Below are 25,907 nucleotides of genomic sequence, written 5' to 3'. Positions count from 1 at the left end.
TTTTTAATTCTTCCCGACTCGTTCACACCGCGTTGCTGCTGCGTTGTTCCCTGTCGTTGGAGCGGCATTATAGGGAGCTGAGCGGGAATGGCAAGCGAATAAATACAGTTTTATTTCGTTTGCCTAATTTTCACTCGCAACGGCTTATTTTAAGCCTTTTTTAATGGCTGAAGGCAGCTGTGCAAGGGAATCGAGCACTTTATCGGCTAACTTTTCGCCTTCGGCCGTCACGGGCTTGCCGCTTCTCACCAGAATCTTTGTGCCTACGCCTGCATTTATTGCTGCCTGCATGTCTTCTAACTTGTCGCCTACCATATAAGAAGCGGCCATATCGATATTCAGCTCTTCTTTAGCCGTCAGGAACATGCCCGGTTGCGGCTTACGACAATCACACGTCTGCTTATACTCTTCTACTATTGCTTCTGGATGATGAGGACAGAAATAGATGCCATCCAAATCAACGCCGCGATCGGCCAGTGACCAATCCATCCATTCGGTTAGACGGAAAAACTGGTCTTCGGTAAACTTGCCGCGCGCGATGCCCGACTGGTTGGTCACTAAAACCAGAGCGTAGCCCATGGCTTTAAGCTCAAGGCAGGCTTCAATGGTGCCTTCGATAAACTCGAAATCATCGATTTCATGCACATAGCCGTGATCGACATTAATAGTACCGTCACGGTCTAGGAAAATTGCTGGAACAGTTTGTGCCACGTTTTGGCTCCTGATGGCTGAATAATGCTGTCAGTATCGCATGTTTTAGCAGGCCATGAGAATTCTATCTGGTTGACTTAGACGTCTAGACGCCTTAGCATCCTCGCCAAGTTCCGGGATTAGTTCCCAAGGGTTACTTTTTATACGTCACGGCTGTACAGACAACATAAGAAAAATATGATTAAACTTTCTAACATCACCAAAGTGTTCAAGCAGGGCCAGCGCAACATCACGGCGCTCTCCAACGTGAGCCTTCACGTCCCTGCCGGACAGATTTATGGCGTGATCGGTTCTTCCGGCGCAGGTAAAAGTACGCTGATTCGCTGCGTGAACCTGCTCGAGCGCCCAACGGAAGGCAAGGTCGAAGTCGATGGAAAAGATCTGATGGCTTTTTCCGAGAAAGAACTGACGCGCGCGCGCCGTCAAATCGGCATGATCTTCCAGCATTTTAACCTGCTTTCTTCACGCACCGTTTTCGGTAACGTTGCGCTGCCTTTAGAACTCGATAACCTCTCCTCCGCAGAGATTAAGCAGCGTGTGACCGAATTGCTGAAGCTGGTTGGACTGGAAGAGAAGCACGACGCTTACCCTGCCAATCTTTCAGGTGGCCAGAAACAGCGTGTGGCGATCGCCCGTGCGCTTGCCAGCAATCCAAAAGTGTTGCTGTGCGATGAAGCCACCAGCGCGCTGGACCCGGCGACCACCCGTTCTATTCTCGAGCTGTTAAAAGATATCAACCGTCGTCTGGGTCTGACCATTCTATTGATCACCCATGAAATGGACGTCGTGAAGCGTATCTGCGATCAGGTTGCGGTTATCAGCAACGGTCAGTTGATTGAGCAGGACAAAGTGAGCGAGATGTTCTCGCATCCGAAAACTCCGCTGGCGCAGCAGTTTATCCAGTCAACGCTGCATCTCGACATTCCCGACGATTACGCGCTGCGCATGAAGCCCGAGCAGTTTGCTGACAGCGTTCCTTTATTGCGTTTGGAATTTACCGGTCAGTCGGTCGATGCGCCGCTGCTGTCGCAGGCGGTTCGTCAGTTTAATATCAACAACAATATTATCAGCGCGCAGATGGATTACGCCGGTGGTGTGAAATTCGGCATTATGCTGACCGAAATGCACGGCAGCGTTGAAGACACACAGGCAGCGATTAATTTCCTGCATCAAAATCAGGTTAAAGTAGAGGTACTCGGTTATGTCTGAGGCAATGATGTGGTTATTGGGCCGAGGCATTTGGGAAACCGTAGTCATGACGCTGACCTCCGGCTTCTTCGGTTTCGCGCTGGGCCTGCCGTTTGGCGTGCTGCTTTACGTAACGCGTCCGGGGCAAATTGCCGAGAACAAGAAGCTGTATCGCATTCTGTCGGCGCTGGTTAACATCTTCCGTTCTATTCCCTTTATTATCCTGCTGGTCTGGATGATTCCGTTTACCCGCATAATCGTCGGCACCTCGATCGGTTTGCAGGCGGCTATCGTGCCATTAACGGTTGGTGCTGCGCCGTTTATTGCCCGTATGGTCGAGAACGCGATGCTCGAGATCCCGAGCGGTCTGGTTGAAGCGGCCCGCGCAATGGGCGCCTCGCCGATGCAAATCATCCGCAAAGTCTTGCTGCCTGAAGCCTTGCCAGGACTGGTCAACGCCGCCACTATCACCCTCATCACGCTGGTTGGTTATTCCGCCATGGGTGGCGCGGTCGGTGCAGGTGGTCTGGGTCAGATTGGCTATCAGTACGGTTATATTGGCTACGACGCCACAGTAATGAATACTGTATTAGTATTGTTGGTGGTATTGGTGTATCTGATCCAGCTCTGTGGCGATCGCATCGTAAAAGCGGTCACCCACAAGTAAGTAAATAGATAGCTAGCTCGTCAATAAAGAAAAAACGGCGGCAAGGCGTTACGCCGCCCATAATTAATCTCGACATAAAATGGTGAGGATAGGACATGTCCATTAAATTTAAATCTCTGGCAGTAGCGGGTGTACTTTTGGGTACCATGGCGGTTGCAGGCTGTGGACCAAAGAAAGAAGATCCTAACCATATCAAGGTTGGCGTGATTGTTGGTGCAGAGCAGCAGGTTGCTGAAACGGCAGCCAAAGTAGCGAAAGAGAAATATGGTCTCGACGTTGAGCTGGTAACTTTCAACGATTACGTGCTGCCAAACGAAGCGCTGAGCAAAGGCGATATCGACGTCAACGCCTTCCAGCACAAGCCGTATCTGGATCAGCAAATCAAGGACCGTGGCTACAAGCTGGTTTCCGTTGGTAACACATTCGTTTACCCGATTGCCGGTTACTCCAAGAAGATTAAATCTATCGACGAGTTGAAAGAAGGCGATCAGATTGCGCTGCCAAACGACCCGACTAACCTCGGCCGTTCGCTGCTGCTGTTGCAGAAACAGGGTCTGATCAAACTGAAAGACGGCGTTGGCTTGCTGCCAACCGTGCTGGACGTGACTGAAAATCCAAAAAATCTGAAGCTGGTCGAGCTTGAAGCGCCACAGCTGCCACGTTCACTGGATGACAACAAAATTGCGCTGGCGGTTATCAACACCACTTACGCAAGCCAGATTGGCCTGACGCCAGCGAAAGACGGCATCTTCGTCGAAGACAAAGATTCACCTTACGTGAACATGATTGTTTCTCGCGAAGACAATAAAGACGCTGAAAACGTGCAGAAGTTTGTTAAAGCCTACCAGTCGGACGAAGTCGACCAGGCGGCCAACAAAGTCTTCAACGGTGGCGCGGTTAAAGGCTGGTAAGCTTGTTGGCTAACGAGCTTATTCGCTGAAGAGCCAGATAACGGGTTGCTCAAATAATCTGTTACCCAAATAATTCATTATTTCACAAGGCGGGCTTATGCCCGCCTTGTTATTTTTGTCATACCTTGCTTCAATAACGCCTCCTTCTGATGTGACTATTACTTTCGTTATAACTTTCACTTCAACTTTCACTAAAACTTTCATTATTAATACCCCTGAGATTCAGGATGCGGATAGGTAGCAACCCTAAGACAAGGATGCCCAAACCTCAGCGTTTTGAAGGATCTCGGGTATGGAGCAGAGGACATATCATGCGTGCTTTACCTCTCTGTTTGTTAGCCCTATTGCTAACTGGATGTACCGCAACTCATAAAACGCAGCCCATTTTCAACGAGCGCCCCGTGGTCGAACAGCCAAAAGTGGTTAAACCCAAGCCGGCCCCTGCTCGCCCTGCGCCCGTAAAACTCTATAAAGATGCCACCGCGCTGGTCGGCACGCCGTTCCGTGATTTAGGCGAAGTGTCCGGCGAATCCTGTCAGGCTTCTGCGCAAGACTCACCGCCGAGCATGGCCAACGCCCGTAAACGTATGCTGGCTCACGCCTCGACCATGAAAGCCAATGCCGTCTTGCTGCATCAATGCCAGATAGTGACCGATGCTACCGGCTGCCACCAGCAGGCCGTTTGTCAGGGTTCTGCACTCAACGTCAGCTTTAAATGACCGAATTTACCTTTAATGAAATAGGGAGAATTCGTTCTCCTTATAAAGAGAAATTTGCCGTGCCGCGTCAGCCGGGTCTGGTTGAAGACGGCGGCGGCGAGCTGCATTTGCTGCCGCCCTATAATCAGGCAGAAGCCGTGCGCGGTCTGGAAGAATTTAGCCATCTTTGGGTGATGTTTATCTTTCATCAAACGATGGAGGGCGGCTGGCGTCCGACCGTGCGTCCACCAAGGCTCGGCGGCAATGCGCGCGTAGGCGTTTTTGCTACCCGCTCGACGTTTCGGCCTAATCCGCTCGGCATGTCACTGGTGGAACTCAAAGGTATCCGCTGTCGTGGGCAAGAGGTGATTCTCGAGTTGGGCAGCCTCGATTTGGTCGACGGCACGCCGGTTGTCGACATCAAACCCTATCTGCCATTTGCCGAAAGTCAGCCGCAGGCGCTAGCCGGATTTGCGCAAAGCGCGCCCGACGCCAACATGCCGGTGACGTTTACGCCCGAGGCCGAAAGCCAGCTGGCGGCCAATCTGGCGCGTTATCCGCATTTGCGTCGTTTTATTACGCAGGTGCTTGGGCAAGATCCTCGCCCAGCTTATCGTAAAGGCGAAGAGCTGGAACGTGATTACGCGGTGCGTTTGCTTGAATTCAACGTTAAATGGCGCGTGATTGCCGATCAGAATCAGGTAATCTCGCTCGACCCCAGCTAAAATTCAGGCGGTTCTCTTTTGACTCGCGTCGTCCGCTGGTAAACTAGCTGACCGCAGGCTATTTCGGGGTTCATCATAGCTGCGGATGACGGGCGATTATTCGAATATTTTCACGTCCCGGCAGGCCTTCCGGTCTGCGGACGCTTTGCAGTGCTAACGGAACCAACACATCATGCGTACAACACAATATCTGCTCTCCACTCTGAAGGAGACGCCAGCCGACGCCGAAGTGATCAGCCACCAGCTGATGCTGCGCGCCGGAATGATCCGCAAACTGGCTTCAGGTCTTTATACCTGGATGCCGACCGGTTTGCGCGTTCTCAAGAAAGTCGAAAACATCGTGCGCGAAGAGATGAACAACGCGTGTGCGATTGAAGTCTCCATGCCGGTTGTGCAGCCCGCCGACCTGTGGCAGGAGAGCGGACGTTGGGAACAGTACGGCCCCGAGCTGCTGCGTTTAGTCGATCGTGGCGATCGCGCTTTCGTTCTCGGCCCTACGCATGAAGAAGTGATTACCGATTTGATGCGCAACGAGCTGAGCTCTTACAAGCAGCTGCCGCTGAATTTCTTCCAGATTCAGACTAAATTCCGTGACGAAGTTCGCCCGCGTTTTGGCGTGATGCGTTCCCGTGAATTCCTGATGAAAGACGCCTACTCGTTCCACGCGACTCAGGAATCCCTGCAGGAAACCTATGACGCAATGTACGCGGCCTACAGCAAAATCTTTACCCGCATGGGCCTGGATTTCCGCGCCGTAGAAGCCGACACCGGCTCGATTGGGGGTAACGCCTCCCACGAATTCCAGGTGCTGGCCGAGAGCGGCGAAGATGACGTTATCTTCTCCACCGGCTCTGACTACGCGGCAAATATCGAAAAAGCCGAGGCCGTTGCGCCTGCTACGCCACGCGGTGCGGCTACCGAAGAATTACGCGTTATCGATACGCCAAATGCGAAAACCATCGCCGAGCTGGTTGAGCAATTTGCATTGCCGATCGAAAAGACCGTGAAAACGCTGATGGTTCACGCCGTTAAAGGCAGCGAGCACAAGCTGGTCGCCCTGCTGGTTCGTGGTGATCACGAGCTGAACGAAATCAAGGCCGAGAAGCTGCCACTGGTTGCTTCGCCGCTGGAATTTGCGACCGAAGCCGAAATCCGCGAGCTGGTTAACGCCGGTCCGGGTTCGCTGGGTCCAATCAATCTGCCAATGCCTATCGTTATCGATCGCACGGTTGCCGTGATGAGCGATTTCAGCGCCGGTGCCAACATCGACGGTAAACATTACTTCGGCGTTAACTGGGAGCGCGACCTGCCGCTGCCGGAAATTGCCGACCTGCGTAATGTCGTTGAAGGCGACGCCAGCCCGGACGGTAAAGGTACTCTGCTTATCAAGCGCGGTATCGAAGTGGGCCACATCTTCCAGCTCGGAACCAAATATTCCGAAGCGATGAAAGCCACGGTGCAAGGCGAAGATGGCAAAAATCAGGTGCTGACCATGGGTTGTTACGGTATCGGCGTGACGCGCGTCGTCGCGGCGGCTATCGAACAAAACCATGACGGCCGTGGCATCATCTGGCCAGACGCGATTGCCCCTTTCCAGGTTGCTATTCTGCCGATGAACATGAGCAAGTCATTCCGCGTGAAAGACGCTGCCGAAGAGCTCTACAATACGCTGCGTGCCAAGGGCATCGACGTTATTCTCGACGATCGTAAAGAGCGTCCGGGCGTGATGTTTGCCGACATGGAGCTGATTGGCGTGCCTCACCAAATCGTGATTGGCGAGCGCAACCTCGATGCCGAAGAGCTGGAATACAAAAATCGTCGTAGCGGCGAGAAGCAAATGCTGAAAATTAGCGAAACCGTTGATTTCCTGCTGAGCCAGATCCCACGCTAAGCGCGGTTTTCAAATGAAAACGCCCGCCGAGGAGTCAATCTTCGGCGGGCGTTTTTTTATGGTCCTATTAAGGCAATCTTTCACTCTTCTTTACGGGCTAAAGATTACTTACAGTGCTTGCTGGCATCGACGCTGATATGACTGTCGGCAATCAGCAGCTTCTGCCCTTTGCCTTCTACGCCGCCGGGCTCAACCTGAAAGTGACCGTCCATCGAGACAAACACCAGCTGGTCCGTGCTATGGCGGATATCCATGTAGGCTTTTTCCAGCAATTTGCTGGTTGCCATCGGAATCACCTTGCCGGTTGTACAGTCGGTAAACACTACGTTATCAGCCTGATAGCGCACCATGCCACTTAGCGGCATCGGCGTATGCGGCATTCGCTGTTCGGTCGGTTTCAGCAAATAGTTAACTTTCGTATGCGCAGGCGAATGAATCGGATCGCCATTGATATCCAGCATTTCGAAATTTTTACCTGTCGGATGAAAATAGCGCTTTTCACCGTTCGCCTGCGTTAACACCAGCTTGTCGGCGGTACGCGCCCAGGTTCCGTATTGCGCAAAAGCCTGATTATCTTCGGCTTTAACGCGATAAACTTCACGCAGCACGTAACTGCCGTCCTGTTGAAGGAACAGCGAGGTTTCAATGCCGTCGCAGTCGGCACAGGGTAAAATTCCCCTATAACTCTGCTGCATAGCTTCGAAAGGTTGTTCGTGCGCAAAAATCTTGTTGTGACATCCGAATAGCGAAAATAGGCTGAGACTCAGCCCAAGCGCGATTATTATTTTTTTCACAGTTTTCTCCCACTGCGTTTTTGATTTTCTTTTCACTCGTCAGGATGAGCGAATTTTACCTCGTAATGCTTTGGTTGCACCCTTGCGCACCTTGCTTTCGACGCGGCGTATTTTGGAGCCTCGCGTCGGTTTCGTCGCTCGGCGCGGCTTTTCGATGACCATCGCCTGATCGATTAACGAAGACAAACGCGCCAGCGCGGCCTCGCGATTTTGTTCCTGACTGCGATATTCCTGCGCCTTTATTATCACAACGCCATCGGCAGTAATTAAATGATGTTTAAATGCCAACAAACGTTGTTGATAATAGTCGGGCAGGCTCGAAGCTTTGATATCAAAGCGTAAATGAATGGCCGTTGATGTTTTATTGACGTTTTGCCCGCCCGCGCCCTGCGCACGAATGGCGGTCAATTCGATTTCGCCGTCGGGGATTTCAAGCCTGCCGGAAAGTATAAACACGGTTAATGTCCTGCCTGTTTCCAGTCGCCGTTTTTCCACTCATTAAAGTGAATTTCAACGTTGTTTTGCGCGTCTGACAGCCAAATCGCGTCATCCTGCAAGGTGGCCTGCAACACCATATTGCGCTGGCAGAAGGCGGTAAGCTGCGCCAGCAGTTCGTCGTCGATAAAACGCACGCTCAGGTTATCGAATTGGCTTACTTTATTTTGCACCTGCGACCACCACACGTTGGCGGCGCGTTCGCTGTAGGCGTAAAGCACCACGGTTCGCGACTGATTGCAGGCTTTTTTCAGGCGTTTTTCGTCCGGCAGGCCTAACTCGACCCACAGTTCGATGCCGTTATGATCATTTTTACGCCAGATTTCCGGCTCATCTTCCGCGCTCAGACCACGCGTAAAACTCAAACGCTCGTCGGCGTGGCAAATCCAGGCCAGCAGGCGCAGCATCATACGCTGCTCGGTTTCGGAAGGGTGTTGGGCCAGCGTCAGGTTGGCATCATGGAAAAAATTGCGATCCATATCGGCAATGTTGATTGCGGCTTTATATATTGTTGCTTTTAACGCCATGGGAAACCTCTAAGTATTGGCCGCACATTGTACTTGATATCAACATAAGATAAAGCGTGCTGCCCTTCCCCCCTGATAACTCCGCGTGGGGTGTGCTATAGTCCTTTAGTAACGGAAGTTTATCTTTCCAGCGCCAAAATGGTTTAACGGCATGAGCGGAAAGTAGCAGAGCTTGATCGAAAAGAAGCGTAAAGAGCCATTTCGAACAAGCTCTAAAGGAGGACCTATGCAACAATACTCTGAGTTAGTACGCCGAAAATATTCCGAGATCGGCAGTGGCGACCTCGGTTATGTGCCCGACGCGTTGGGCTGTGTGCTAAAGGCATTAGACGATGTGGCGGCGAATGCCGAACTTCCGTCTTCCGTTCGAGAACAGGCGGCTTATGCCGCCGCTAACTTACTGGTGAGCGATTATGTCGATTAATGATGTGTACCAACCCATCAATTGCGATGATTACGATAATCTCGAGCTTGCCTGTCAAGACAATCTGGTTCTGACCCTGAAATTGCGCAGTGGAGAACTTGTCGAGGCGAAGGCCAAAGATCTATTGATGCGGAAAAAAGTGGAATATCTGATTGTTGACTCGGGTGGACAACAGTTGGAACTGCGGCTCGACCATATCGAGAGCTTCAGTAACCCCAAAATTGGCACCGTGGTCGTTAGCGTAGAGTAATTCCCGCTAACATGACCTAACCAATACCCCGACGGGCAATCAGCTGATTGCCCGTTTCTATTTTTGAAACTCATACTTTAAGCTTTACTAAGGATTTAAGCAGCGAGATCACTTAACGCTTTTATCTACAACGTTCAGGGCTTTTGACTGGAATAGAAAGCAGCGAGATCATTAATATCCTGCTCGGAAAGCCCTGCGGTAAATGCCTGCATCACTCCCGCCTGCCCGCCTGTTCTGCCCCCACTTTTATAAGCATTAAGCGCCAGCGCAAGATAAGCCGCGTTTTGCCCGCCAATATTTGGGTAAAGCGTATTGGTCGCCTTGCCCGTCGCGCCATGACAAGCCGCGCAGCTCGCCGATTTCGCCTGCCCCTGCGCAATGTCGCCATCCGCCAAGACGGGTAAACTGATTACTGTCCACGCCAAAACGACGCCCATCGCGCCCTTGATTACAGCTTGCATCATTGCTCCCAAACCGGTTCACCCCGGCGGTAAGATAGCGGTTTTTATTGTTGCCAATGCAGTGACCAGACAACCTCTTGCGGGTCCGTAGTCAATGCATCGTGCGTGATAAACAGCCCTGCGACGGCGATAAGCGTTTCATTATAAAATATTAACGGGATACGCTCGCGCTGCCACGGCGGGATAGCTAGCTCCTGCCATAACTTTTTCATTGGACGAGAGCGATCGCGCCCTACTTTCTGCACGCTGCCGCTGGCGTAAAATCTGACGCTGACGGTTTCATCTGCACGCGGCTTGCGTAGCGCTTGTCCGTGTTGCGGATCCGGATCAAAAGAGAGCGAGCCCAACCCATCGGGCAGCGTAAGAGGCTCGGCGCCCGGCCAATGAATTATCTTTTCTTTCAACGAAAGCATCAAAGGCAGCCAATAGAGCCGCTGACGGAATCGACGCACGCTGAAAGCACCCAGCTGAAGCTGCGGATCGGCATCTTCACGGCTGAGCGCTACCTCGTACCAGAGTTTTTGCAGCTGCTCGCGCGACGGCATTTTCGCGCCACATAGTGCCAGCCAGCGGCGAATAAGCGCAAAACGCCGGGCGGATGAAAGAGGAATCAGGCCGTCTATCGACAAACTGTTTTGCGCGTCGATGAGCTGATCCAACGCCTCTTGCAACAGCTCGTCCAGCAGCGATTCCTGCTCGGCGCACAGCGCGGCGCTGCGGGCGGTAGCGGCGGCAAAATGTGGCCAACGCTGATACAGCGCGGGCAAGACGTCAAGGCGCAGGAAGTTGCGATCGAAACGGGCATCCTGATTACTGTCATCATCGACCCAGCTCAGCTGATGTTCGCGGGCGTAGTCTTCAAGCTGTTGGCGACTCAACGTCAACAGCGGACGCAGCAGAGGATGCGCGCCAAGCGTTGCCGTCACACTCATCGATGAAAGCCCCGCTGGACCACTGCCGCGCTTGAGCGCCAGCATAAACGTTTCGCACTGATCGTTAAGATGCTGGGCGGTGAGCAGCGTTTCACCCGGCAGCAGATTTGCGGTCAGTGCCTGATAACGCGCCGCGCGCGCCGCCGCTTCAATGCCGCCTTCGCGGGCATCAACCTTGACGAAAAGCGGCAAAAAATCGACCTGCCACTGCTGACACTGTGCCTCACAGCCCGCCGTCCACCGTAGGGCAAACTGACTCAATCCGTGATTAACGTGCATCGCGCGCAGCTGCAAGTCAAACAGCGCGCTGGCGCGAAGCCGAGTCAGCGCGTGCAGCAGCACCGTCGAGTCAAGCCCGCCGCTAAATGCCACGCAAACACGGCGCGTTTCACCCAATTGCCGGGCGAGATGTTCAAGCAACATCGGCGTGATTTATTAATAATTTATGCATCATGACTTTATTTATCATGCCTTTATATATCAGAAGGTTATGCATCATGGCGTTATCTCTAGCATCGACCCGCGAAAAATTAGCCAATCTCGTAAAGCTCCAGCGGCAAATTGTCGGGATCGGAGAAAAAGGTATATTTCTTTTGCGTGTAGGCGTCAATGCGTACCGGCTCGCACTCGACGCCCGCCGCGGCAAGTTTCATTACGGCTTCTTCGATGTTTTCCACGCTGAACGCCAAGTGGCGCAAACCGCAGGCTTCGGGGCGACTAGGGCGCGCGGGCGGTAATGGAAAGCTAAATAATTCAATCTGATAAAGACCGTTAATGGCGAGGTTTGCCATCCACGAATCGCGCGCTTTACGGTAAACCTCGGACTGCAACTCAAAGCCCAAAACCTCGCAGTAGAATTTTTTGCTGAGCTCATAATTGCTGGCAATGATAGCAATATGATGGATTTGGCGAATATTAAGCATGGAAATATCCTGTTTTATGAATGGGATTAACTCATGTTATTAGCGCCTCCTACACTAAGAGGCGCTAACGCACGGCGGATTAGGCTTCCGGCAGCTTCAATACCTTAACCAGATAGTGGCCTTCTTCGGTCAGTTTCGCGCCATGAATATCCGTTTCGAAGCCCGGAAAACGCTCGCCGATGGAACAGAGCATCAGCAGGAAATCCAGCACGGCGCGGCTTTCATGAGTGATCATCTCACCCGGCATTACCACCGGCACGCCCGGCGGATAAGGCAGGATCATGTTTGCCGATACCTTGCCGACCAACTCTTCCAGCGCGCACTCCTCAATGTTGCCGCGCACCTGATGCTGGAACATCTCGTACGGCGTCATTTTCATTTCAGGCAACACATCGAAAGCCTTGAGCATCAGCGCGGGCAAATCGTGTTTAACGATAAGCTTGTGGATCCCCTGCGCCAGGTCTTGAATTCGCATGTGGCGATAGAAATCAGGATCTTCGGCATAGAGGTCCGGCAGCATGTTTTTGACCCGCAGATTGAGGTCGTAAGCGCGTTTGAAATCGGTTAGGCCGCGCATCAGGCTCATCGATTTGGTTTTGTCGATGCCGATGCTAAACAGGAACAGCAAGTTATAAGGCCCTGTTTTTTCAACCACTACGCCACGCTCGTCAAGGAACTTGGCCACCAGCGCCGCCGGAATTCCCTCTGCCGCCAGATTGCCCGTCTCATCCATACCCGGTGTCAAAATCGTGACTTTAATCGGGTCGAGATACATGTGTTCGGTATCGGCGTTGGCAAAACCGTGCCAGTTATCGTCAGGATTTAGCGGCCAGCATTCGGCCTCGTCAATCTCTTCCGGCTGCCAGATATCATAGAACCAGCCATCGGTTTCTTCACGCAGGCGTTGAATTTCGTGACGAAAATGCAGAGCGCGTTCCACCGAACGATTAATCAGCCTGCGGCCCGGATTGCCACGCATCATCGCCGCGGCGGTTTCAGCGGAGGCCACAATGCCGTAGTTTGGCGAGGTGGTGGTGTGCATCATGTAGGCTTCGTTAAAGGTGTTTTCGTTGTAATCACCTTTAATATGAATCATCGACGCCTGCGAAAACGCGGCCAGCAGTTTGTGGGTCGACTGCGTTTCGTAAATCACCTTGCCCGGAATACGATCGCCGCTCATGCCGCTTTTGCCCAAGTAAATCGGGTGGAAATTGGTGTAAGGCACCCACGCAGAGTCGAAATGAATCGACGCAACATCCAAGGTGTTTTTAATGTAATCAGTATTATACAGCAGGCCGTCGTAGGTCGAGTTAGTGATGACGGCGTGTACCGGCCAGCTGGCGTTCTCGGTTGCCGCAACCTTCTGCTCGATGCTTTCGCGGGTAAACTCACGCTGTGGAATACCGCCCAAAATTCCGTAGGCATTGCGCAGCGGGCGCAGATAAATTGGCACGATATTGGTCATCATCAGCAAATGTGCCAACGATTTGTGGCAGTTACGATCGATAAGAACCGTGCTGCCCGCCGGCGCGGAATACATGCCGACAATCTTGTTGGCCGTCGAGGTGCCGTTGGTCACAATGTAACTCTGCTCCGCGCCAAAGGTGCGCGCGATATACTCTTCGGCCTCGAGATGTGGCCCAGTATGGTCGAGCAGCGAACCCAGTTCGGTAACCGAAATCGAGACGTCGGCCTTCAGCGTTTTTGCACCGAAAAAGTCATAAAACAGCGTGCCAACCGGACTTTTCAGAAACGCGGTGCCCGCCATGTGGCCCGGCGTACAGAAGGTGTACTTACCTTCTTCAACATAATTAAACAGCGCCTTGGTCAGCGGCGGCGTAATTTTATCAATATATTCATTGGTATACTGGCGAATACGCTGCGCGATATCGTCGGCGGCATTGAGCGCGTATTCAAAGAAGTAGAGTTCCATGCGCATGTCCGTCACGCTGACGTCCATGGTTGAATGGGTATTGATAAAACCGTAAAGCGGCAGATACTCATTCAGCTCGTTGATTTCGATGCACAGATCGGTGCTTTGCTGGTCCCAATCGAAAATCACGCCACAAATCCGCGCATTACTCTCGATGAGCTTGAGCAGGTCAGCTCGGTCGCGCGGATAGATAATTTTGAACCCTAATAACTCGAGCGCGGTATCCAGCTCGCGAATAGGTTCATCTTTATAATAGGACCCTTCCGGGCGCATGATGGCAATAATATTCATCTAACAAATCCTTCTGGTTTCCTGAAAGACAGGGTAACGACCTCATCACGCCGAAACAATAAAAAAGGGCAGTCCTAAGACTGCCCTTTCAATTTACTCACTACATTCAACACCGTTACATCACGAAGGATGAAGAGTATTAGCAGTAGCCGTAAGTCATGAGACGCTGATAACGACGATCGCGGAGTTCTTCATTGTTCAGCGCGTCCAAATCGGCCAAATCTGCTTCCAGCTGCGCACGAAGCGAGGCAGCCATGGCAGGAACGTCACGATGCGCGCCACCCAGAGGTTCAGGGATCACGGAGTCGATCAGTTTCAGCTCTTTCAAACGTGGAGCAATGATGCCCATCGCTTCGGCCGCCAGCGGCGCTTTATCTGCGCTTTTCCACAGAATCGACGCACAGCCTTCCGGTGAAATCACCGAGTAGGTGCTGTATTGCAGCATGTTCACTTTGTCGCCCACGCCGATAGCCAATGCGCCGCCCGAACCGCCTTCGCCGATAACGGTACAGATAACCGGTACGTTAAGACGAGACATTTCGCGCAGGTTACGGGCGATAGCTTCGGACTGTCCACGTTCTTCAGCGCCCACGCCTGGGTATGCACCCGGGGTGTCAATGAAGGTAATGATAGGCAGTTTGAAGCGTTCGGCCATCTCCATCAGACGCAGCGCTTTACGGTAACCTTCAGGTGCAGGCATACCGAAGTTGCGACGGATCTTCTCTTTGGTTTCGCGTCCCTTTTGATGACCAATAATCATCACGGCACGTTCGCCCAAACGAGCGATGCCACCTACGATAGCTTTATCGTCGGCATAGGCACGATCACCCGCAAGTTCATCAAATTCAGTAAAGATGTGCTTGATGTAATCAAGAGTGTAAGGACGACGCGGATGGCGAGCCAACTGCGCAACCTGCCAGGCACCCAAACCTGAGAAAATTTTACGAGTCAGTTCAACGCTCTTTTCACGCAAGCGCCCTACTTCTTCGTCCAGATTAATATCTAATTTTTCGTCTTGACGACTGACTGCAGTCAGCGAGTCAATTTTCGCTTCCAGCTCCGCAATCGGCTGTTCAAAATCAAGAAAATTCAGACTCATAGCATTCCTATTTTAGTCAAATTCCAGTTCAACCTGTTCCGTACCGACAAGAGAACGTAAATCGAGAAGCAGACGATCGGTTGGCGTAACACGCCATGTAGCGCCGAATCGTAACCTTGCCCGAGCGTTTTCGCGCTGGTAGTACAAGTGCACTGGTATCGTCCCCGATCGATGAGGTTCCAACGATTCGCGCAGACGGTTCAAAAGCTGGTCATCAATTTGCCTGTCAGTCAGCGATATAGCAAGACCACGAGCGTATTTTTCACGCGCTTCACTGATGTCCATTAAATCACGGGCCATCATTTTAAGCCCGCCGTTGAAGTCATCAAAGCTGACCTGTCCTGTCGCTATCAGGATACGGTCTTTTTCCAACAAATGCTGAAATTTTTCCAAGGCTTCGGTAAACAACATTACTTCAAGACGACCTGACCGGTCATCCAGTGTACAAATGCCAATGCGGTTACCCCGCTTGGTCATCATCACCTTCGCAGCAACCACCAAACCTACTGCGACGGTCATTTTTCCCCGATCGGTCGGGTGCATATCTTTCAGGCGCTGGCCGCCGCCATAACGCTCGATTTCTTTGAGATACTGGGTGATCGGATGGCCGGTCAAATAGAGACCCAGCGTCTCGCGTTCGCCGTCCAATACCTTTTGTTCCTGCCAGCGCGGCACGTTGGCATAGGATTTTTCGACCTGCTCGGGCGCTTCGGCCAGCACGCCAAACATATCCACCTGACCAATCGCTTCGGCCTTGGCGTGTTGATCGGCCGCTTTAAGCGCGTCGCCCAGCGAGTGCATCAACGCCGCGCGGTGCGGGCCGAGACGGTCGAATGCTCCCGACATTATCAACTTTTCGAGAATGCGTCGGTTAAGCTTTTTAGTATCCGAACGGGCACATAAGTCAAACAGCTCTCTAAAATAGCCGCCTTCGTTACGCGCTTCAATAATTGCTTCAATCGGGCCTTCGCCCACGCCTTTAATCGCGCCGATGCCGTAGACAATTTCGCCTTCGTCATTGACGTGGAAATGGTACAACCCGCTGTTGATGTCCGGCGGCAGGATTTTAAGCCCCATGCGCCAGCATTCATCGACCAGCCCGACCACTTTGTCGGTGTTGTCCATATCGGCGGTCATGACGGCCGCCATGAATTCGGCAGGATAGTGCGCTTTCAGCCATAAAGTCTGATAGGAAACCAGCGCGTAAGCCGCCGAGTGCGATTTGTTAAATCCGTAACCGGCGAATTTTTCCACCAGATCGAAGATTTTAACCGCCAGCTCGCCGTCAATACCGCGAGATTTTGCGCCATCTTCGAAGCCGCCGCGCTGCTTGGCCATCTCGACCGGGTTCTTTTTACCCATCGCACGACGCAACATGTCCGCGCCGCCGAGTGAATACCCCGCCAGCACCTGCGCAATCTGCATAACCTGTTCTTGATACAGGATGATGCCGTAGGTCGGCTCAAGCACCGGTTTCAGGGATTCATGCTGCCACTGAATATCAGGATAGGAAAGCTCTTCGCGGCCGTGTTTACGGTCGATAAAGTTGTCTACCATGCCCGATTGCAGCGGCCCCGGACGGAACAGCGCCACTAGGGCTATCATGTCTTCGAAACTGTCGGGCTTCAAACGTTTGATCAAATCTTTCATGCCGCGTGATTCAAGCTGGAAAACCGCCGTGGTTTCCGAGCGTTGCAGCATGTCGAAACTTTTCTTATCGTCTAACGGAATCGCTGCGATATCAAGAGGTTCGAGCCCCGTTTTTGCGCGACGGGCGTTAATCATCCCGAGCGCCCAGTCGATAATGGTCAGCGTTCGCAGGCCAAGGAAGTCAAACTTCACCAAGCCCGCATATTCGACGTCATTTTTATCGAACTGCGTTAACGGGTTTTTGCCCTCTGCGTCGCAGTAAAGCGGCGCAAAATCGGTAATTTTAGTCGGCGCGATCACCACGCCACCGGCGTGTTTACCGGCGTTACGCGTCACACCTTCGAGCTTTCGCGCCATGTCGATCAGCGCCTTGACCTCTTCGTCGGCCTCGTAAATCTCGGGCAGCTGTGGCTCGGCGGCAAAGGCTTTCTCCAGCGTCATGCCGGGATCCGGCGGGATCAGCTTGGAAATACGATCGACAAATCCGTAAGGGTGACCCAACACGCGGCCCACGTCGCGAATTACGGCTTTCGCTGCCATCGTTCCAAAAGTAATGATCTGCGATACGGCCTCGCGACCATACATTTCGGCGACGTGATCGATAACCATGTCGCGTTTTTCCATGCAGAAGTCGACGTCAAAGTCGGGCATCGAAACACGTTCAGGATTGAGGAAACGTTCGAAAAGCAGATCAAATTCCAGCGGATCCAGATCGGTAATCTTCAGCGCATAGGCCACCAGTGAACCCGCACCGGACCCACGGCCTGGCCCCACCGGCACGGCGTTGTCTTTCGACCACTGGATAAACTCCATAACAATCAGGAAGTAACCCGGAAAGCCCATCTGGTTGATGACGCGCAGCTCAACGTCGAGACGCTCGTCATACTCTGTGCGTTTTTCAGCTCTAACCGCGGGATCGGGGAATAAAAATTCCAGACGCTCTTCCAGCCCTTTCTTGGAGCAGGCAACCAGAAAATCTTCCGTCGTCATGTCGCCCGTCGGGAACTGCGGCAGGAAATATTCGCCGAGACGAATAGTCACGTTACAACGTTTGGCTATTTCGACGCTGTTTTGCAACGCTTCGGGGATGTCGGCAAACAGCGCGCACATCTCCTCTTCGCTGCGTAAATATTGCTGCGCGGTATAATTCTTTGGACGTTTTGGATCGTCGAGCGTAAAGCCGTCGTGAATCGCAACGCGAATTTCGTGGGCGTCAAAATCACTCTCAATCAGAAAACGCACGTCATTGGTGGCCACCACCGGCAATCCGCTGTCACCCGCCAGCGCAATCGCCTGATGCAGATAGTTTTCTTCGTCGGGACGACCCGTGCGGATAAGCTCGAGATAATAGCGATTCGGGAAATAGTGCTGATAAAACTCGACGCACTGCTCAACCTGCGGCTGATTCGAGCGGGTCAGGAATTTACCGATATCACCGTGACGAGCACCGGAAAGCAACAGCAGCCCTTCGTTAAGCTCGGCCAGCCATTCGCGGTCGATAATCGGACCTGCCGCGCCGTAACCACGCTGGTAGGCGCGGGAAATCAACAGGGTAAGGTTTTGATAACCCTGATTATTCATCGCCAACACGGTGAGCTGCGCCAGCTCATCGCCGAGCATCTCACTGTGGACGTTGAAATCAGCACCGATCAGCGGCTTGATGCCCGCGCCGTGTGCCGATCCATAAAATTTGACCAGACCGCACAGGTTGGTGAAGTCGGTGAGGCCCAGCGCAGGCATGCCAAGCGCGGCCGCTCGTTTCACCAACGGGCCGACTTTGGCTAATCCATCAACCATGGAATAGTCGCTGTGTACGCGCAAATGAATAAAACGAGGTTCAGCCATTTTCAGTTACCAGAAATAGAGGTGTTGAGGTGATGAAAATCGAATCATCGATACTGTTCATCATGCCGCACTTTACATAATTTAAAAGTGCGGTGAGGCAGCAAAGCGCGCGCGACTAGAAGGCGTTTTCCAACGCTTTTCTGACCGGCGCAAAGCTACGTCGATGATGGACCGTTGCGCCATGAAGGGCAAGCTGCTCCAGATGCGCGGCGGTTGGATAGCCTTTATGTTTGGCAAATCCGTAGGCTGGAAAGGTTTTATCCAGCTCAAACATTTCGCGGTCGCGGGTGACCTTTGCCAAAATAGACGCGGCGCTAATCTCGGCGACGCGGCTGTCGCCTTTCACGACGGCCAGCGAAGGCATCGGCAGCGCCGGGCAGCGATTGCCATCGATCAAAGCAAAATCAGGCACGATGGCAAGACCGGCGATGGCTCTTTGCATCGCCAACATAGTGGCGTGCAAGATATTCAGCTGGTCAATCTCTTCGGGTTCGGCGCGACCCAGACTCCAGGCCAGCGCTTTTTCTTTTATTTCTTCATACAAAAACTCGCGACGTTTTTCGCTGAGCTTTTTGGAATCCGCCAGACCGGCGATAGGCCGCGCAGGATCGAGGATCACCGCGGCAGTTACCACGGCGCCGACCAAAGGTCCACGCCCTACTTCATCAACACCGGCAATCAGGTTTGCCTGTGGATATACAAAAATTTCTGTCATTTTCTCGCCAATTCTATTACTGCCTGCGCCGCCTGCTCGTCGGCATCGCGGCGGATACTTTCATGCAGCGTCGTGAAGGTCTGTCGTAGCTCGTGACTCTTCTCGCCACCCGCCAGCAAAGGCAGCAGCGCGACGGAGAGTTTGTCGGGGACACACTCTTCCTGCAGTAATTCGGTTACGATTTCGCGTCCGGCCAGCAGGTTTGGCAATGACACGTAAGGCGTTTTCACCAGACGTTTTGCCAGCCAGTAGGTAAACGGCTTCATGCGATAGCCGACCACCATCGGACATTTTGCCAGCATGCATTCCAGCGCGGCCGTGCCTGAAGCGAGCAGCGCGGCGTCACTGGCGATCATCGCGTTGCGCGCCTGTCCGTCGAGCAGGTGCGCAGGCAAATCGGGGGCGATTTCCGCCTTGATTCGCTCGAACTGTTCGCGGCGTTTAGCGTTCACCAGCGGCACCACGATATGTAAATCGGGATAATGCTGGCGCAACAGCAGCGCGGTTTTCAGGAAGTCGGCGCTGAGCATCTCGACTTCGGCATTGCGACTGCCGGGCAACAGCGCTAAACAATGGACATCAAGAGGAATGCCCAGCGTTTCGCGGGCCAGCTTTTTATCGGGCTCCAGCGGCATCGAATCTGCCATGGTATGGCCGATAAAGCGGCACGGCACGTTGAATTTATCGTAAAACGCTTTTTCAAAAGGCAGGAAAGCCAGGACCATGTTGGTCGATTTGCCAATTTTGAAAACGCGCTTTTGACGCCAGGCCCAAACCGAGGGACTCACGTAGTGAATAGTGGGAATGCCGCGCTGTTTAAGTCGACCTTCAAGCGTAATGTTGAAATCGGGGGCGTCGATGCCTACGAAAACGTCAGGCTTGAGTTCGCTAAACCGCTGCGTCAGTTCCTTGCGGATTTTCAACAGGCGTGGCAGACGTTCGAGCACTTCCACCACGCCCATTACCGCCAGCTCTTCCATTTCGAACCAGGCTTCACAGCCTTCGGCCTGCATCAGGGGTCCTGCGACTCCCACGAAACGGGCATCGGGATAGTGGCCTTTCAAAGCCCGGATTAACCCCGCGCCAAGAATATCGCCGGATGTTTCACCGGCAACCAGGCCGATTGTCAGAACGGGCTTTTCCATCTTTATGCAATCCAGTTGGCGGCCAGGTCGGGCACACGCGTCTATCAATAAAGCTGTTTAACGAATGATGCCGCGAGTCGAACGCGCAAAGAAATCGCTGAACGGTTTAACCGCCGGGAACTCGGCAGCGATAGCCGCAATTTCTGGCTGCGACTCTTCAAGCGTTTTGCCGCTGCGGTACAAAATTTTGTACGCGTTGCGAATAGCGTGAAGAGACGGCTTGTCGAAACCACGACGTTTTAGCCCTTCGATATTAATACCGAACGGCGTCGCGTGATTACCCTGAGCGATAACGAAAGGCGGTACGTCTTGCGCTACGCCGGAACAGCCGCCGACCATCACGTGCGCACCGATGATGCACCACTGATGAACCGCGGTCATGCCGCCGATGATAGCGAAGTCGTCAACCTGAACGTGTCCGCCCAGCGTCGCATTGTTGGCAAGAATACAACGATTGCCCACGATGCAGTCATGCGCGATGTGCGCGTTGACCATCAGCAGATTGTCGCTACCGACTTTGGTCAGCCCGCCGCCTTGAACGGTACCACGGTGAATGGTTACGCTCTCACGGATATTGTTGCGATCGCCCACTTCGACACGCGTCGGTTCACCGGCATATTTCAGATCCTGGTTGATTTCACCAATGGAAACGAACTGAAAAATGCGGTTGTCGCGACCAATTTTGGTCACGCCATTGACTACGACGTGTGACTTGAGTTCGGTGCCTTCGCCAATCTCGACCTGTGAGCCGATATAGCAGAAAGGTCCGATGTGGACACCAGCACCAATTACCGCGCCCTCTTCGACGACGGCGCTAGGGTGAATAAAGGCGGTTTTATCAATCACGGATTATTTCTCCTGACTACGGGCGCACATCATCTGGGCTTCACATGCCACTTGACCATCAACCAGAGCCCGGCCAGTGAACCAGGTCACGCCACGGCGTGTTTTCTGGAATTCAACTTCCAGAACCATGGTATCGCCTGGAACAACCGGTCTTTTGAAACGTGCATTATCAATGCCGGCAAAGTAGTACAGTTCGCCCGGTTCCAGTCGGCCCACGCTTTTAAACGCCAGCAGACCGGTAGCTTGCGCCATGGCTTCAAGAATCAGTACGCCAGGGAAGATAGGTTTGCTAGGGAAATGTCCCTGGAAACACGGTTCGTTGAACGAAACATTTTTGATCGCACGCAACGTTTTGTGTGGCGTGTATTCAATGACGCGGTCAACCAATAAAAAAGGAAAGCGGTGCGGAAGCAGCTCAAGTATTTCTCCAATACCAAAACCTTCTAGGCTAACTTCTTGCTCGTGATCGTTGTGAGTAGGAGTGCTCAAAATACTCGTCCTGTCTAAAATTACTGATTTCATCAATAGCACGGCCTGCGTGACCCTCAAAGAGGAGCATTGTGCAGGCCGCAAATAGGGACTAAGAATCGTAAAGGCAATGCAGTATAGAACAAAAACAGCGCCTTACTTATTGATTTTTAGTAGTTAGTTGTTGGTAAATTAGTCTTGTTCGATTTTACGCTCTACAGCTTTCAAGCGTTTGTTCATCTCATCGATATTCATAACCAACGCGGCGGTCTTACGCCAAACTTTATTCGTCTGCAACGGAATACCGGAGGAGTATACTCCAGGTTCGGTAATTGGTCGCATAACCATTCCCATTCCCGTTACGACTGCCTTATCGCAAATTTCCATATGGCCGTTTATGACACTGGCCCCGCCAATCTGGCAATAACGCCCGATTTTTAGGCTACCGGCCATAATCACACCACCGGCCACCGCCGTATTGTCTCCAATCACGACATTGTGTGCAATCTGACATTGATTATCAATGATGACACCGTTACCAATTTGCGTGTCGTCAAGCGCGCCACGGTCGATGGTAGTACAGGCGCCAATCTCGACCGAGTCACCGATAAGTACCGTGCCCAGTTGAGGAATTTTGACCCAATTTCCGCGATCGTTCGCGTAACCGAAGCCATCTGCGCCGATCACCGTGCCAGATTGAATCAGACATTTCTGACCGATTTCGACCCGATGATAGATAGAAACGTTGGCCCAGATACGCGTTCCGGCACCAATTTTTGCGTTTTTTCCGATGAAACAGCCAGCGCCAATAATCACGCCATCGCCTAATTCAACACCGGATTCGATCACTGCATTCGCGCCAACCGATACCTGCTGACCCAATTTAGCCTCGGGAGAGATAACGGCGCTCGGAGCGATATCTTGTGCAGGCGCAGGCGTAGTATCAAGCAACTGAGCCATGCGTGCATAAGTCAGATAGGGGTTTTTAACCACTAATGCCGCGCTTTGGCAAAAGGGCAGATCCGCTTCGGTCAACACTACAGCGCCTGCCAGGCAGGACGCCAACTGTTCACGGTAACGGCTGTTTGATAAAAACGTGATTTGCTCAGAGTGTGCGGAATGCATTGAAGCAATGCCGGTGATGACGAGATCGCCATCACCGTGCAATTGTGCATCCAACTGCTGTGCGAGATCAGCCAGTCGAATTGAAGCCATACTTATTTAACCTGCTTCGACACTTCGTCAGTGATGTCTTTTGCATCGCTAGATACATAAGCCAGAGCATTGGCATCGATAACCAGATCCAGGCCATCTTTATCAGCAACAGTTTTCACTGCGGTCTGAATGCGGCTCAGGATTTTATTACGTTCTTCTGCCTGACGCTTACGATTGTCATTGTCAAAGGCCTGTGCTTTTGACTGGAAATCTTCGCGGTTGGCCATAACTTGTTTTTCAAGTTTTGCACGGTCAGCGGCTTTCATTGAACCGGCGTTGCGTTGCAGATTTTGCATCTGGGACTGCAAAGCAGTTTCCTGAGCCTGCAGCGCCGTTGCACGGCCTTTGAATTCATTTTCCAGCTGTTTTGCAACAGCATCACGAGCAGGCATTTGTTGGAAAATTTCTTGAACGTTTACAACACCAATTTTATCAGCAGCCTGAACGCTAGCTGAAGCAGCCATAACTAATCCGAGGCCTGCGGCGTATAACCACTTTTTCACTATAAACTCCTTGCATTACTCGTTTGCGCCTTTCAGCACAGTGTATTACGCATTTATCTTCCGTTCCCAAAGCCGTAGCAGCAAGGCCACAGCGTCAGGAACGTCGGATAAAGAGAGGGTCAGCCCCTCTCTTCGCGATTCTATTTTTGGCTCAATAGGGGTAACAGATTACCACGTTTTACCAATGTTAAACTGGAACTGTTCTGCCTTGTCGCCGTCGTACTTCTTGATTGGCTGCGCATAGGAGAATGACAGAGGGCCCAAAGGCGACTGCCACTGCAATGCGACACCGGAAGATGAACGGATATTGCCAGGCTTGCTGTAGTCAGGCACGCCCGCTGCGATAGTTTCCGGGGTGTTTTCCCAGTTGGTATCCCACACGGTGCCCGCATCAACAAACACGGAGGTACGCAGCGAGTTGGCATACTTGTCGCCAACAAACGGCGTTGGCACGATAAGTTCTGCACTCAACAGGCCCATGGCGTTACCGCCGACCGCATCGTCAGAGTTATCGATTGGACAGCCTTTATAGGAAGCCGCGCCAGTAGGACAGTTATAGTAAGCCGCTTTTGGACCAATGGTGTTCGACTGGAAACCACGGACGCTGCTTGAACCACCGGCATAGAAGTTGTCGTAGAACGGCACTTCCTTGCCACCCAGACCGTCGGCGTAACCGGCGCGAGCACGTCCCATCAACACCCATTTACGGCTTTCGGAAAGCGGCGCGTATGTGGTGGCGTCAAAGGTAATCTTGTAATACTCGTTGGTCGAACCAGGCACGGTCACTTTTCCGCTCAGGCTGGCTTTGCTACCCGCTGTCGGGAAGAAGCCACGGTCGAGGTTGTTGTAACCCCAGCCCAGAGTCAGGAAGAAGTCGTCGGCGCTGAAATCAGTGTCAGAGGTGTTTTCACCTGCCACCACTTTCGGGTCGACGCCTACGCTGTTCAGGTAACGGAACATCGATACCTGCGGCTCCATGTTCGACAGGTCATTGTGGACATAGTCGAGGCCAAGGCGCAGCGAGTTGTTTTCGTTAACCGGGAAGCCAAGGTTGCCACCAATACCGTAACTCTTGTTGGTGTACTCGGACAGGTCCGCGTCGTCGGCTTTAAAGTCGTTATAGAAGATACGACCGCCCAGACTCACGCCGTCAACCGTAAAGTACGGGTTGGTGACTGTCAGTTCGGTATAGGTCTGGTAATCGTTTTTGGTTCCGGTGATGCCGGCCTGATAACCTGTACCCAACCAGTTATCCTGCTGAACGCCAACGGTAAAGCTCACGCCGCTTTCTGAGCCGTAGCCCACGCCAAAGTTGAAGGTACCGGTGTTGCGCTCCTTCACTTTATAGACAACGTCAACCTGATCGGTGGTGCCCGGAACACGCTGGGTGTCCACGTCTACCGTGTCGAAATAGCCAAGGCGGTTTAAACGCTCCTTGCCTTTATCGACCAGATCACTGCCCAGCCATGCCCCTTCCATCTGGCGCATTTCACGACGCAGCACGCTATCTTTGCTGGTGTCGTTGCCTTCGAAGCGAACGTGACGAACATAGTAACGATTACCGGCATCTACGCTGATATGCAGAATAACGGTTTTGTCTTTATCGTTGACTTCAGGCTGCGTGGTTACCGTTGGATAGGCGTAACCGTAACGACCCAGCATGGCCTTGATGTCGTTTTCAATCTTGGTCACTTTGGCGCCGCTATAAAGCTCGCCATTGTTGATTTTGCTCAGGCTTTCGATTTCGGCCGAATGCCCCTGCATGTTGCCTGCAACCTGCACGCCGGCAACCTTGTACTGATCGCCTTCGTGGATGTTCAGGGTAATGTAGATGCCCTTTTTATCCGGCGTCAGGCTGACCTGAGTCGAGTCGATGTTAAAGCGGGCATAACCGCGATCGAGGTAGTAGCTGCGCAGCGTTTCGAGGTCGCCGGAAAGCTTCTGCTTCTGATATTTACGGTCACCAATCAGGTTCCACCAAGGCACTTCGTCACGCAGCTGGAACTGGGAAACCAGTTGGTCAGTGGTGAACGCGTGGTTACCGACGATGTTAATCTGCTGAATTTGCGCGGATTTACCTTCGGTAAACACCAGCTTCAGATCGACACGGTTACGCGGTAAAGGCGTGACTACCGCTTTCACGGAGGCGCTGTATTTACCGACGCTGTAGTAGAAGTCTTCCAGACCCTTTTCAATACTGGAAATTGCGGTACGGTCAAGCGCTTCGCCAACCCGAACGCCAGAGGCTTCGAGGTTTTGCTTCAGCATGTCATCTTTCACGGCTTTGTTGCCGGAGAAGGTGATGCTGGCGATAGTTGGGCGCTCTTTGACCTGAATCAGCAGCGTATCACCATCGCGCAGGACACGAACGTCCTCGAAGTTGCCAGTGGCAAACAGGGCACGAATGGTATTACTGATATCATCCTCGGTAACCGTATCCCCTACGCGTACCGGCATATTGAGTAACGCCGCACCGACGGCAACGCGTTGCAGACCTTCGAAATGAATATCTCTCACTACGAATCCATCTGCACCGTATACGGTCGCGCTGCCAAACAGCAGCGACGCTATGAGCAACTTTTTGATCGCCATCGTTGTTA

26 protein-coding genes are annotated in these 25,907 nt (G+C 52.6%); 8 read left to right on the top strand and 18 right to left on the bottom strand.

Going from position 1 to position 25,907, the window contains the following annotated elements:
- Positions 1-144: 144 nt before the first annotated feature.
- Positions 145-711 (bottom strand): D-glycero-beta-D-manno-heptose 1,7-bisphosphate 7-phosphatase, encoded by a 567-nt coding sequence (gmhB, locus tag SC206_RS15310; RefSeq protein WP_332738353.1) that lies wholly within the window; start codon positions 709-711, stop codon positions 145-147.
- 177 nt (positions 712-888) lie between these two features.
- Between gmhB and metN the strand changes: the two genes are divergently transcribed.
- The 3 genes from metN to SC206_RS15295 all read left to right on the top strand — a co-directional run bounded on the left by metN (position 889) and on the right by SC206_RS15295 (position 3,477).
- Entirely contained in the window at positions 889-1,920 is a 1,032-nt protein-coding gene (gene metN / locus SC206_RS15305; RefSeq protein ID WP_332738351.1) for a methionine ABC transporter ATP-binding protein MetN, read from the top strand.
- Positions 1,913-2,566 (top strand): methionine ABC transporter permease MetI, encoded by a 654-nt coding sequence (locus SC206_RS15300; RefSeq protein WP_332738349.1) that lies wholly within the window; start codon positions 1,913-1,915, stop codon positions 2,564-2,566. Before metN ends, SC206_RS15300 begins: the two co-directional genes overlap by 8 nt.
- A 95-nt stretch (positions 2,567-2,661) precedes the next feature.
- A complete protein-coding gene (locus SC206_RS15295) occupies positions 2,662-3,477 on the top strand; it encodes a MetQ/NlpA family lipoprotein (protein ID WP_332738347.1) in 816 nt (271 codons plus the stop codon).
- Positions 3,478-3,495: 18 nt separating this feature from the next.
- Here the strand turns inward: SC206_RS15295 and SC206_RS15290 are convergent, their stop codons facing one another.
- Complete coding sequence (locus tag SC206_RS15290) at positions 3,496-3,681, bottom strand: hypothetical protein (protein WP_332738345.1); 186 nt, start codon at positions 3,679-3,681, stop codon at positions 3,496-3,498.
- A 107-nt stretch (positions 3,682-3,788) separates the two neighbouring features.
- On the opposite strand from SC206_RS15290, the gene rcsF reads away from it, so the two are divergent.
- From rcsF to proS, 3 genes are all read left to right on the top strand, one after another.
- The gene (rcsF, locus tag SC206_RS15285; protein ID WP_332738343.1) at positions 3,789-4,196 is read left to right on the top strand and encodes an Rcs stress response system protein RcsF; all 408 of its coding nucleotides are present in this window, start codon (positions 3,789-3,791) and stop codon (positions 4,194-4,196) included.
- The gene (gene tsaA, locus SC206_RS15280; protein ID WP_332738341.1) at positions 4,193-4,900 is read left to right on the top strand and encodes a tRNA (N6-threonylcarbamoyladenosine(37)-N6)-methyltransferase TrmO; all 708 of its coding nucleotides are present in this window, start codon (positions 4,193-4,195) and stop codon (positions 4,898-4,900) included. The genes rcsF and tsaA overlap by 4 nt, the downstream gene beginning before the upstream one ends.
- Positions 4,901-5,072: 172 nt before the next feature.
- Positions 5,073-6,791 (top strand): proline--tRNA ligase, encoded by a 1,719-nt coding sequence (gene proS / locus SC206_RS15275; RefSeq protein ID WP_332738339.1) that lies wholly within the window; start codon positions 5,073-5,075, stop codon positions 6,789-6,791.
- 104 nt (positions 6,792-6,895) lie between these two features.
- Here the strand turns inward: proS and nlpE are convergent, their stop codons facing one another.
- From nlpE to SC206_RS15260, 3 genes are read right to left on the bottom strand one after another with little or no spacing between them, the layout of a single operon-like run.
- Positions 6,896-7,585, bottom strand: coding sequence for an envelope stress response activation lipoprotein NlpE (gene nlpE, locus SC206_RS15270; protein ID WP_332738337.1), 690 nt, complete (start codon positions 7,583-7,585; stop codon positions 6,896-6,898).
- Positions 7,586-7,624: 39 nt separating this feature from the next.
- Positions 7,625-8,041 (bottom strand): alternative ribosome rescue aminoacyl-tRNA hydrolase ArfB, encoded by a 417-nt coding sequence (gene arfB / locus SC206_RS15265; protein WP_332738335.1) that lies wholly within the window; start codon positions 8,039-8,041, stop codon positions 7,625-7,627.
- A gap of 2 nt (positions 8,042-8,043) precedes the next feature.
- Positions 8,044-8,607 (bottom strand): YaeQ family protein, encoded by a 564-nt coding sequence (locus tag SC206_RS15260; RefSeq protein WP_332738333.1) that lies wholly within the window; start codon positions 8,605-8,607, stop codon positions 8,044-8,046.
- A 226-nt stretch (positions 8,608-8,833) separates the two neighbouring features.
- On the opposite strand from SC206_RS15260, the gene SC206_RS15255 reads away from it, so the two are divergent.
- Both SC206_RS15255 and rof read left to right on the top strand, forming a co-directional pair.
- Positions 8,834-9,031, top strand: coding sequence for a YaeP family protein (locus SC206_RS15255; protein WP_045049439.1), 198 nt, complete (start codon positions 8,834-8,836; stop codon positions 9,029-9,031).
- Complete coding sequence (gene rof, locus SC206_RS15250) at positions 9,021-9,281, top strand: Rho-binding antiterminator (protein WP_045049440.1); 261 nt, start codon at positions 9,021-9,023, stop codon at positions 9,279-9,281. Before SC206_RS15255 ends, rof begins: the two co-directional genes overlap by 11 nt.
- A gap of 134 nt (positions 9,282-9,415) precedes the next feature.
- On the opposite strand, the gene SC206_RS15245 is transcribed toward rof, so the two are convergent.
- From SC206_RS15245 to bamA, 13 genes are all read right to left on the bottom strand, one after another.
- Positions 9,416-9,742 carry a c-type cytochrome gene (locus tag SC206_RS15245; protein WP_332738356.1) on the bottom strand — a complete coding sequence of 109 codons (327 nt, stop codon included), beginning with the start codon at positions 9,740-9,742 and terminating at the stop codon, positions 9,416-9,418.
- Between the two features lie 44 nt (positions 9,743-9,786).
- The gene (tilS, locus tag SC206_RS15240; protein ID WP_332738329.1) at positions 9,787-11,097 is read right to left on the bottom strand and encodes a tRNA lysidine(34) synthetase TilS; all 1,311 of its coding nucleotides are present in this window, start codon (positions 11,095-11,097) and stop codon (positions 9,787-9,789) included.
- 107 nt (positions 11,098-11,204) lie between these two features.
- Entirely contained in the window at positions 11,205-11,597 is a 393-nt protein-coding gene (locus SC206_RS15235; RefSeq protein ID WP_332738327.1) for a VOC family protein, read from the bottom strand.
- A gap of 79 nt (positions 11,598-11,676) precedes the next feature.
- A complete protein-coding gene (locus SC206_RS15230) occupies positions 11,677-13,821 on the bottom strand; it encodes a lysine decarboxylase LdcC (protein WP_332738325.1) in 2,145 nt (714 codons plus the stop codon).
- Between the two features lie 139 nt (positions 13,822-13,960).
- Positions 13,961-14,920, bottom strand: a complete 960-nt coding sequence (accA, locus tag SC206_RS15225) for an acetyl-CoA carboxylase carboxyl transferase subunit alpha (RefSeq protein WP_332738322.1) — start codon at positions 14,918-14,920, stop codon at positions 13,961-13,963.
- Positions 14,921-14,932: 12 nt separating this feature from the next.
- Positions 14,933-18,415: a DNA polymerase III subunit alpha gene (gene dnaE / locus SC206_RS15220; RefSeq protein ID WP_332738320.1), complete on the bottom strand. Its 3,483-nt coding sequence runs from the start codon at positions 18,413-18,415 to the stop codon at positions 14,933-14,935.
- A 115-nt stretch (positions 18,416-18,530) separates the two neighbouring features.
- Entirely contained in the window at positions 18,531-19,130 is a 600-nt protein-coding gene (gene rnhB, locus SC206_RS15215; RefSeq protein WP_332738318.1) for a ribonuclease HII, read from the bottom strand.
- Positions 19,127-20,275 (bottom strand): lipid-A-disaccharide synthase, encoded by a 1,149-nt coding sequence (gene lpxB / locus SC206_RS15210; protein WP_332738316.1) that lies wholly within the window; start codon positions 20,273-20,275, stop codon positions 19,127-19,129. The genes rnhB and lpxB overlap by 4 nt, the downstream gene beginning before the upstream one ends.
- Before the next feature lie 57 nt (positions 20,276-20,332).
- Complete coding sequence (gene lpxA, locus SC206_RS15205; protein ID WP_332738314.1) at positions 20,333-21,121, bottom strand: acyl-ACP--UDP-N-acetylglucosamine O-acyltransferase; 789 nt, start codon at positions 21,119-21,121, stop codon at positions 20,333-20,335.
- Between the two features lie 3 nt (positions 21,122-21,124).
- Complete coding sequence (gene fabZ, locus SC206_RS15200; RefSeq protein WP_332738312.1) at positions 21,125-21,610, bottom strand: 3-hydroxyacyl-ACP dehydratase FabZ; 486 nt, start codon at positions 21,608-21,610, stop codon at positions 21,125-21,127.
- Positions 21,611-21,781: 171 nt separating this feature from the next.
- Positions 21,782-22,804, bottom strand: a complete 1,023-nt coding sequence (gene lpxD, locus SC206_RS15195) for a UDP-3-O-(3-hydroxymyristoyl)glucosamine N-acyltransferase (protein ID WP_332738310.1) — start codon at positions 22,802-22,804, stop codon at positions 21,782-21,784.
- A gap of 2 nt (positions 22,805-22,806) precedes the next feature.
- Entirely contained in the window at positions 22,807-23,307 is a 501-nt protein-coding gene (skp, locus tag SC206_RS15190; RefSeq protein ID WP_332738308.1) for a molecular chaperone Skp, read from the bottom strand.
- A 168-nt stretch (positions 23,308-23,475) separates the two neighbouring features.
- Positions 23,476-25,899, bottom strand: a complete 2,424-nt coding sequence (gene bamA, locus SC206_RS15185; RefSeq protein ID WP_332738306.1) for an outer membrane protein assembly factor BamA — start codon at positions 25,897-25,899, stop codon at positions 23,476-23,478.
- Between the last annotated feature and the right edge of the window lie 8 nt (positions 25,900-25,907).

This window comes from Rouxiella sp. T17, from assembly GCF_036663475.1.
GTDB lineage: Bacteria > Pseudomonadota > Gammaproteobacteria > Enterobacterales > Enterobacteriaceae > Rouxiella.
The sequence above is the reverse complement of the archived record's forward strand: the minus strand, read 5'-3'. Positions and strand labels throughout refer to the sequence as shown.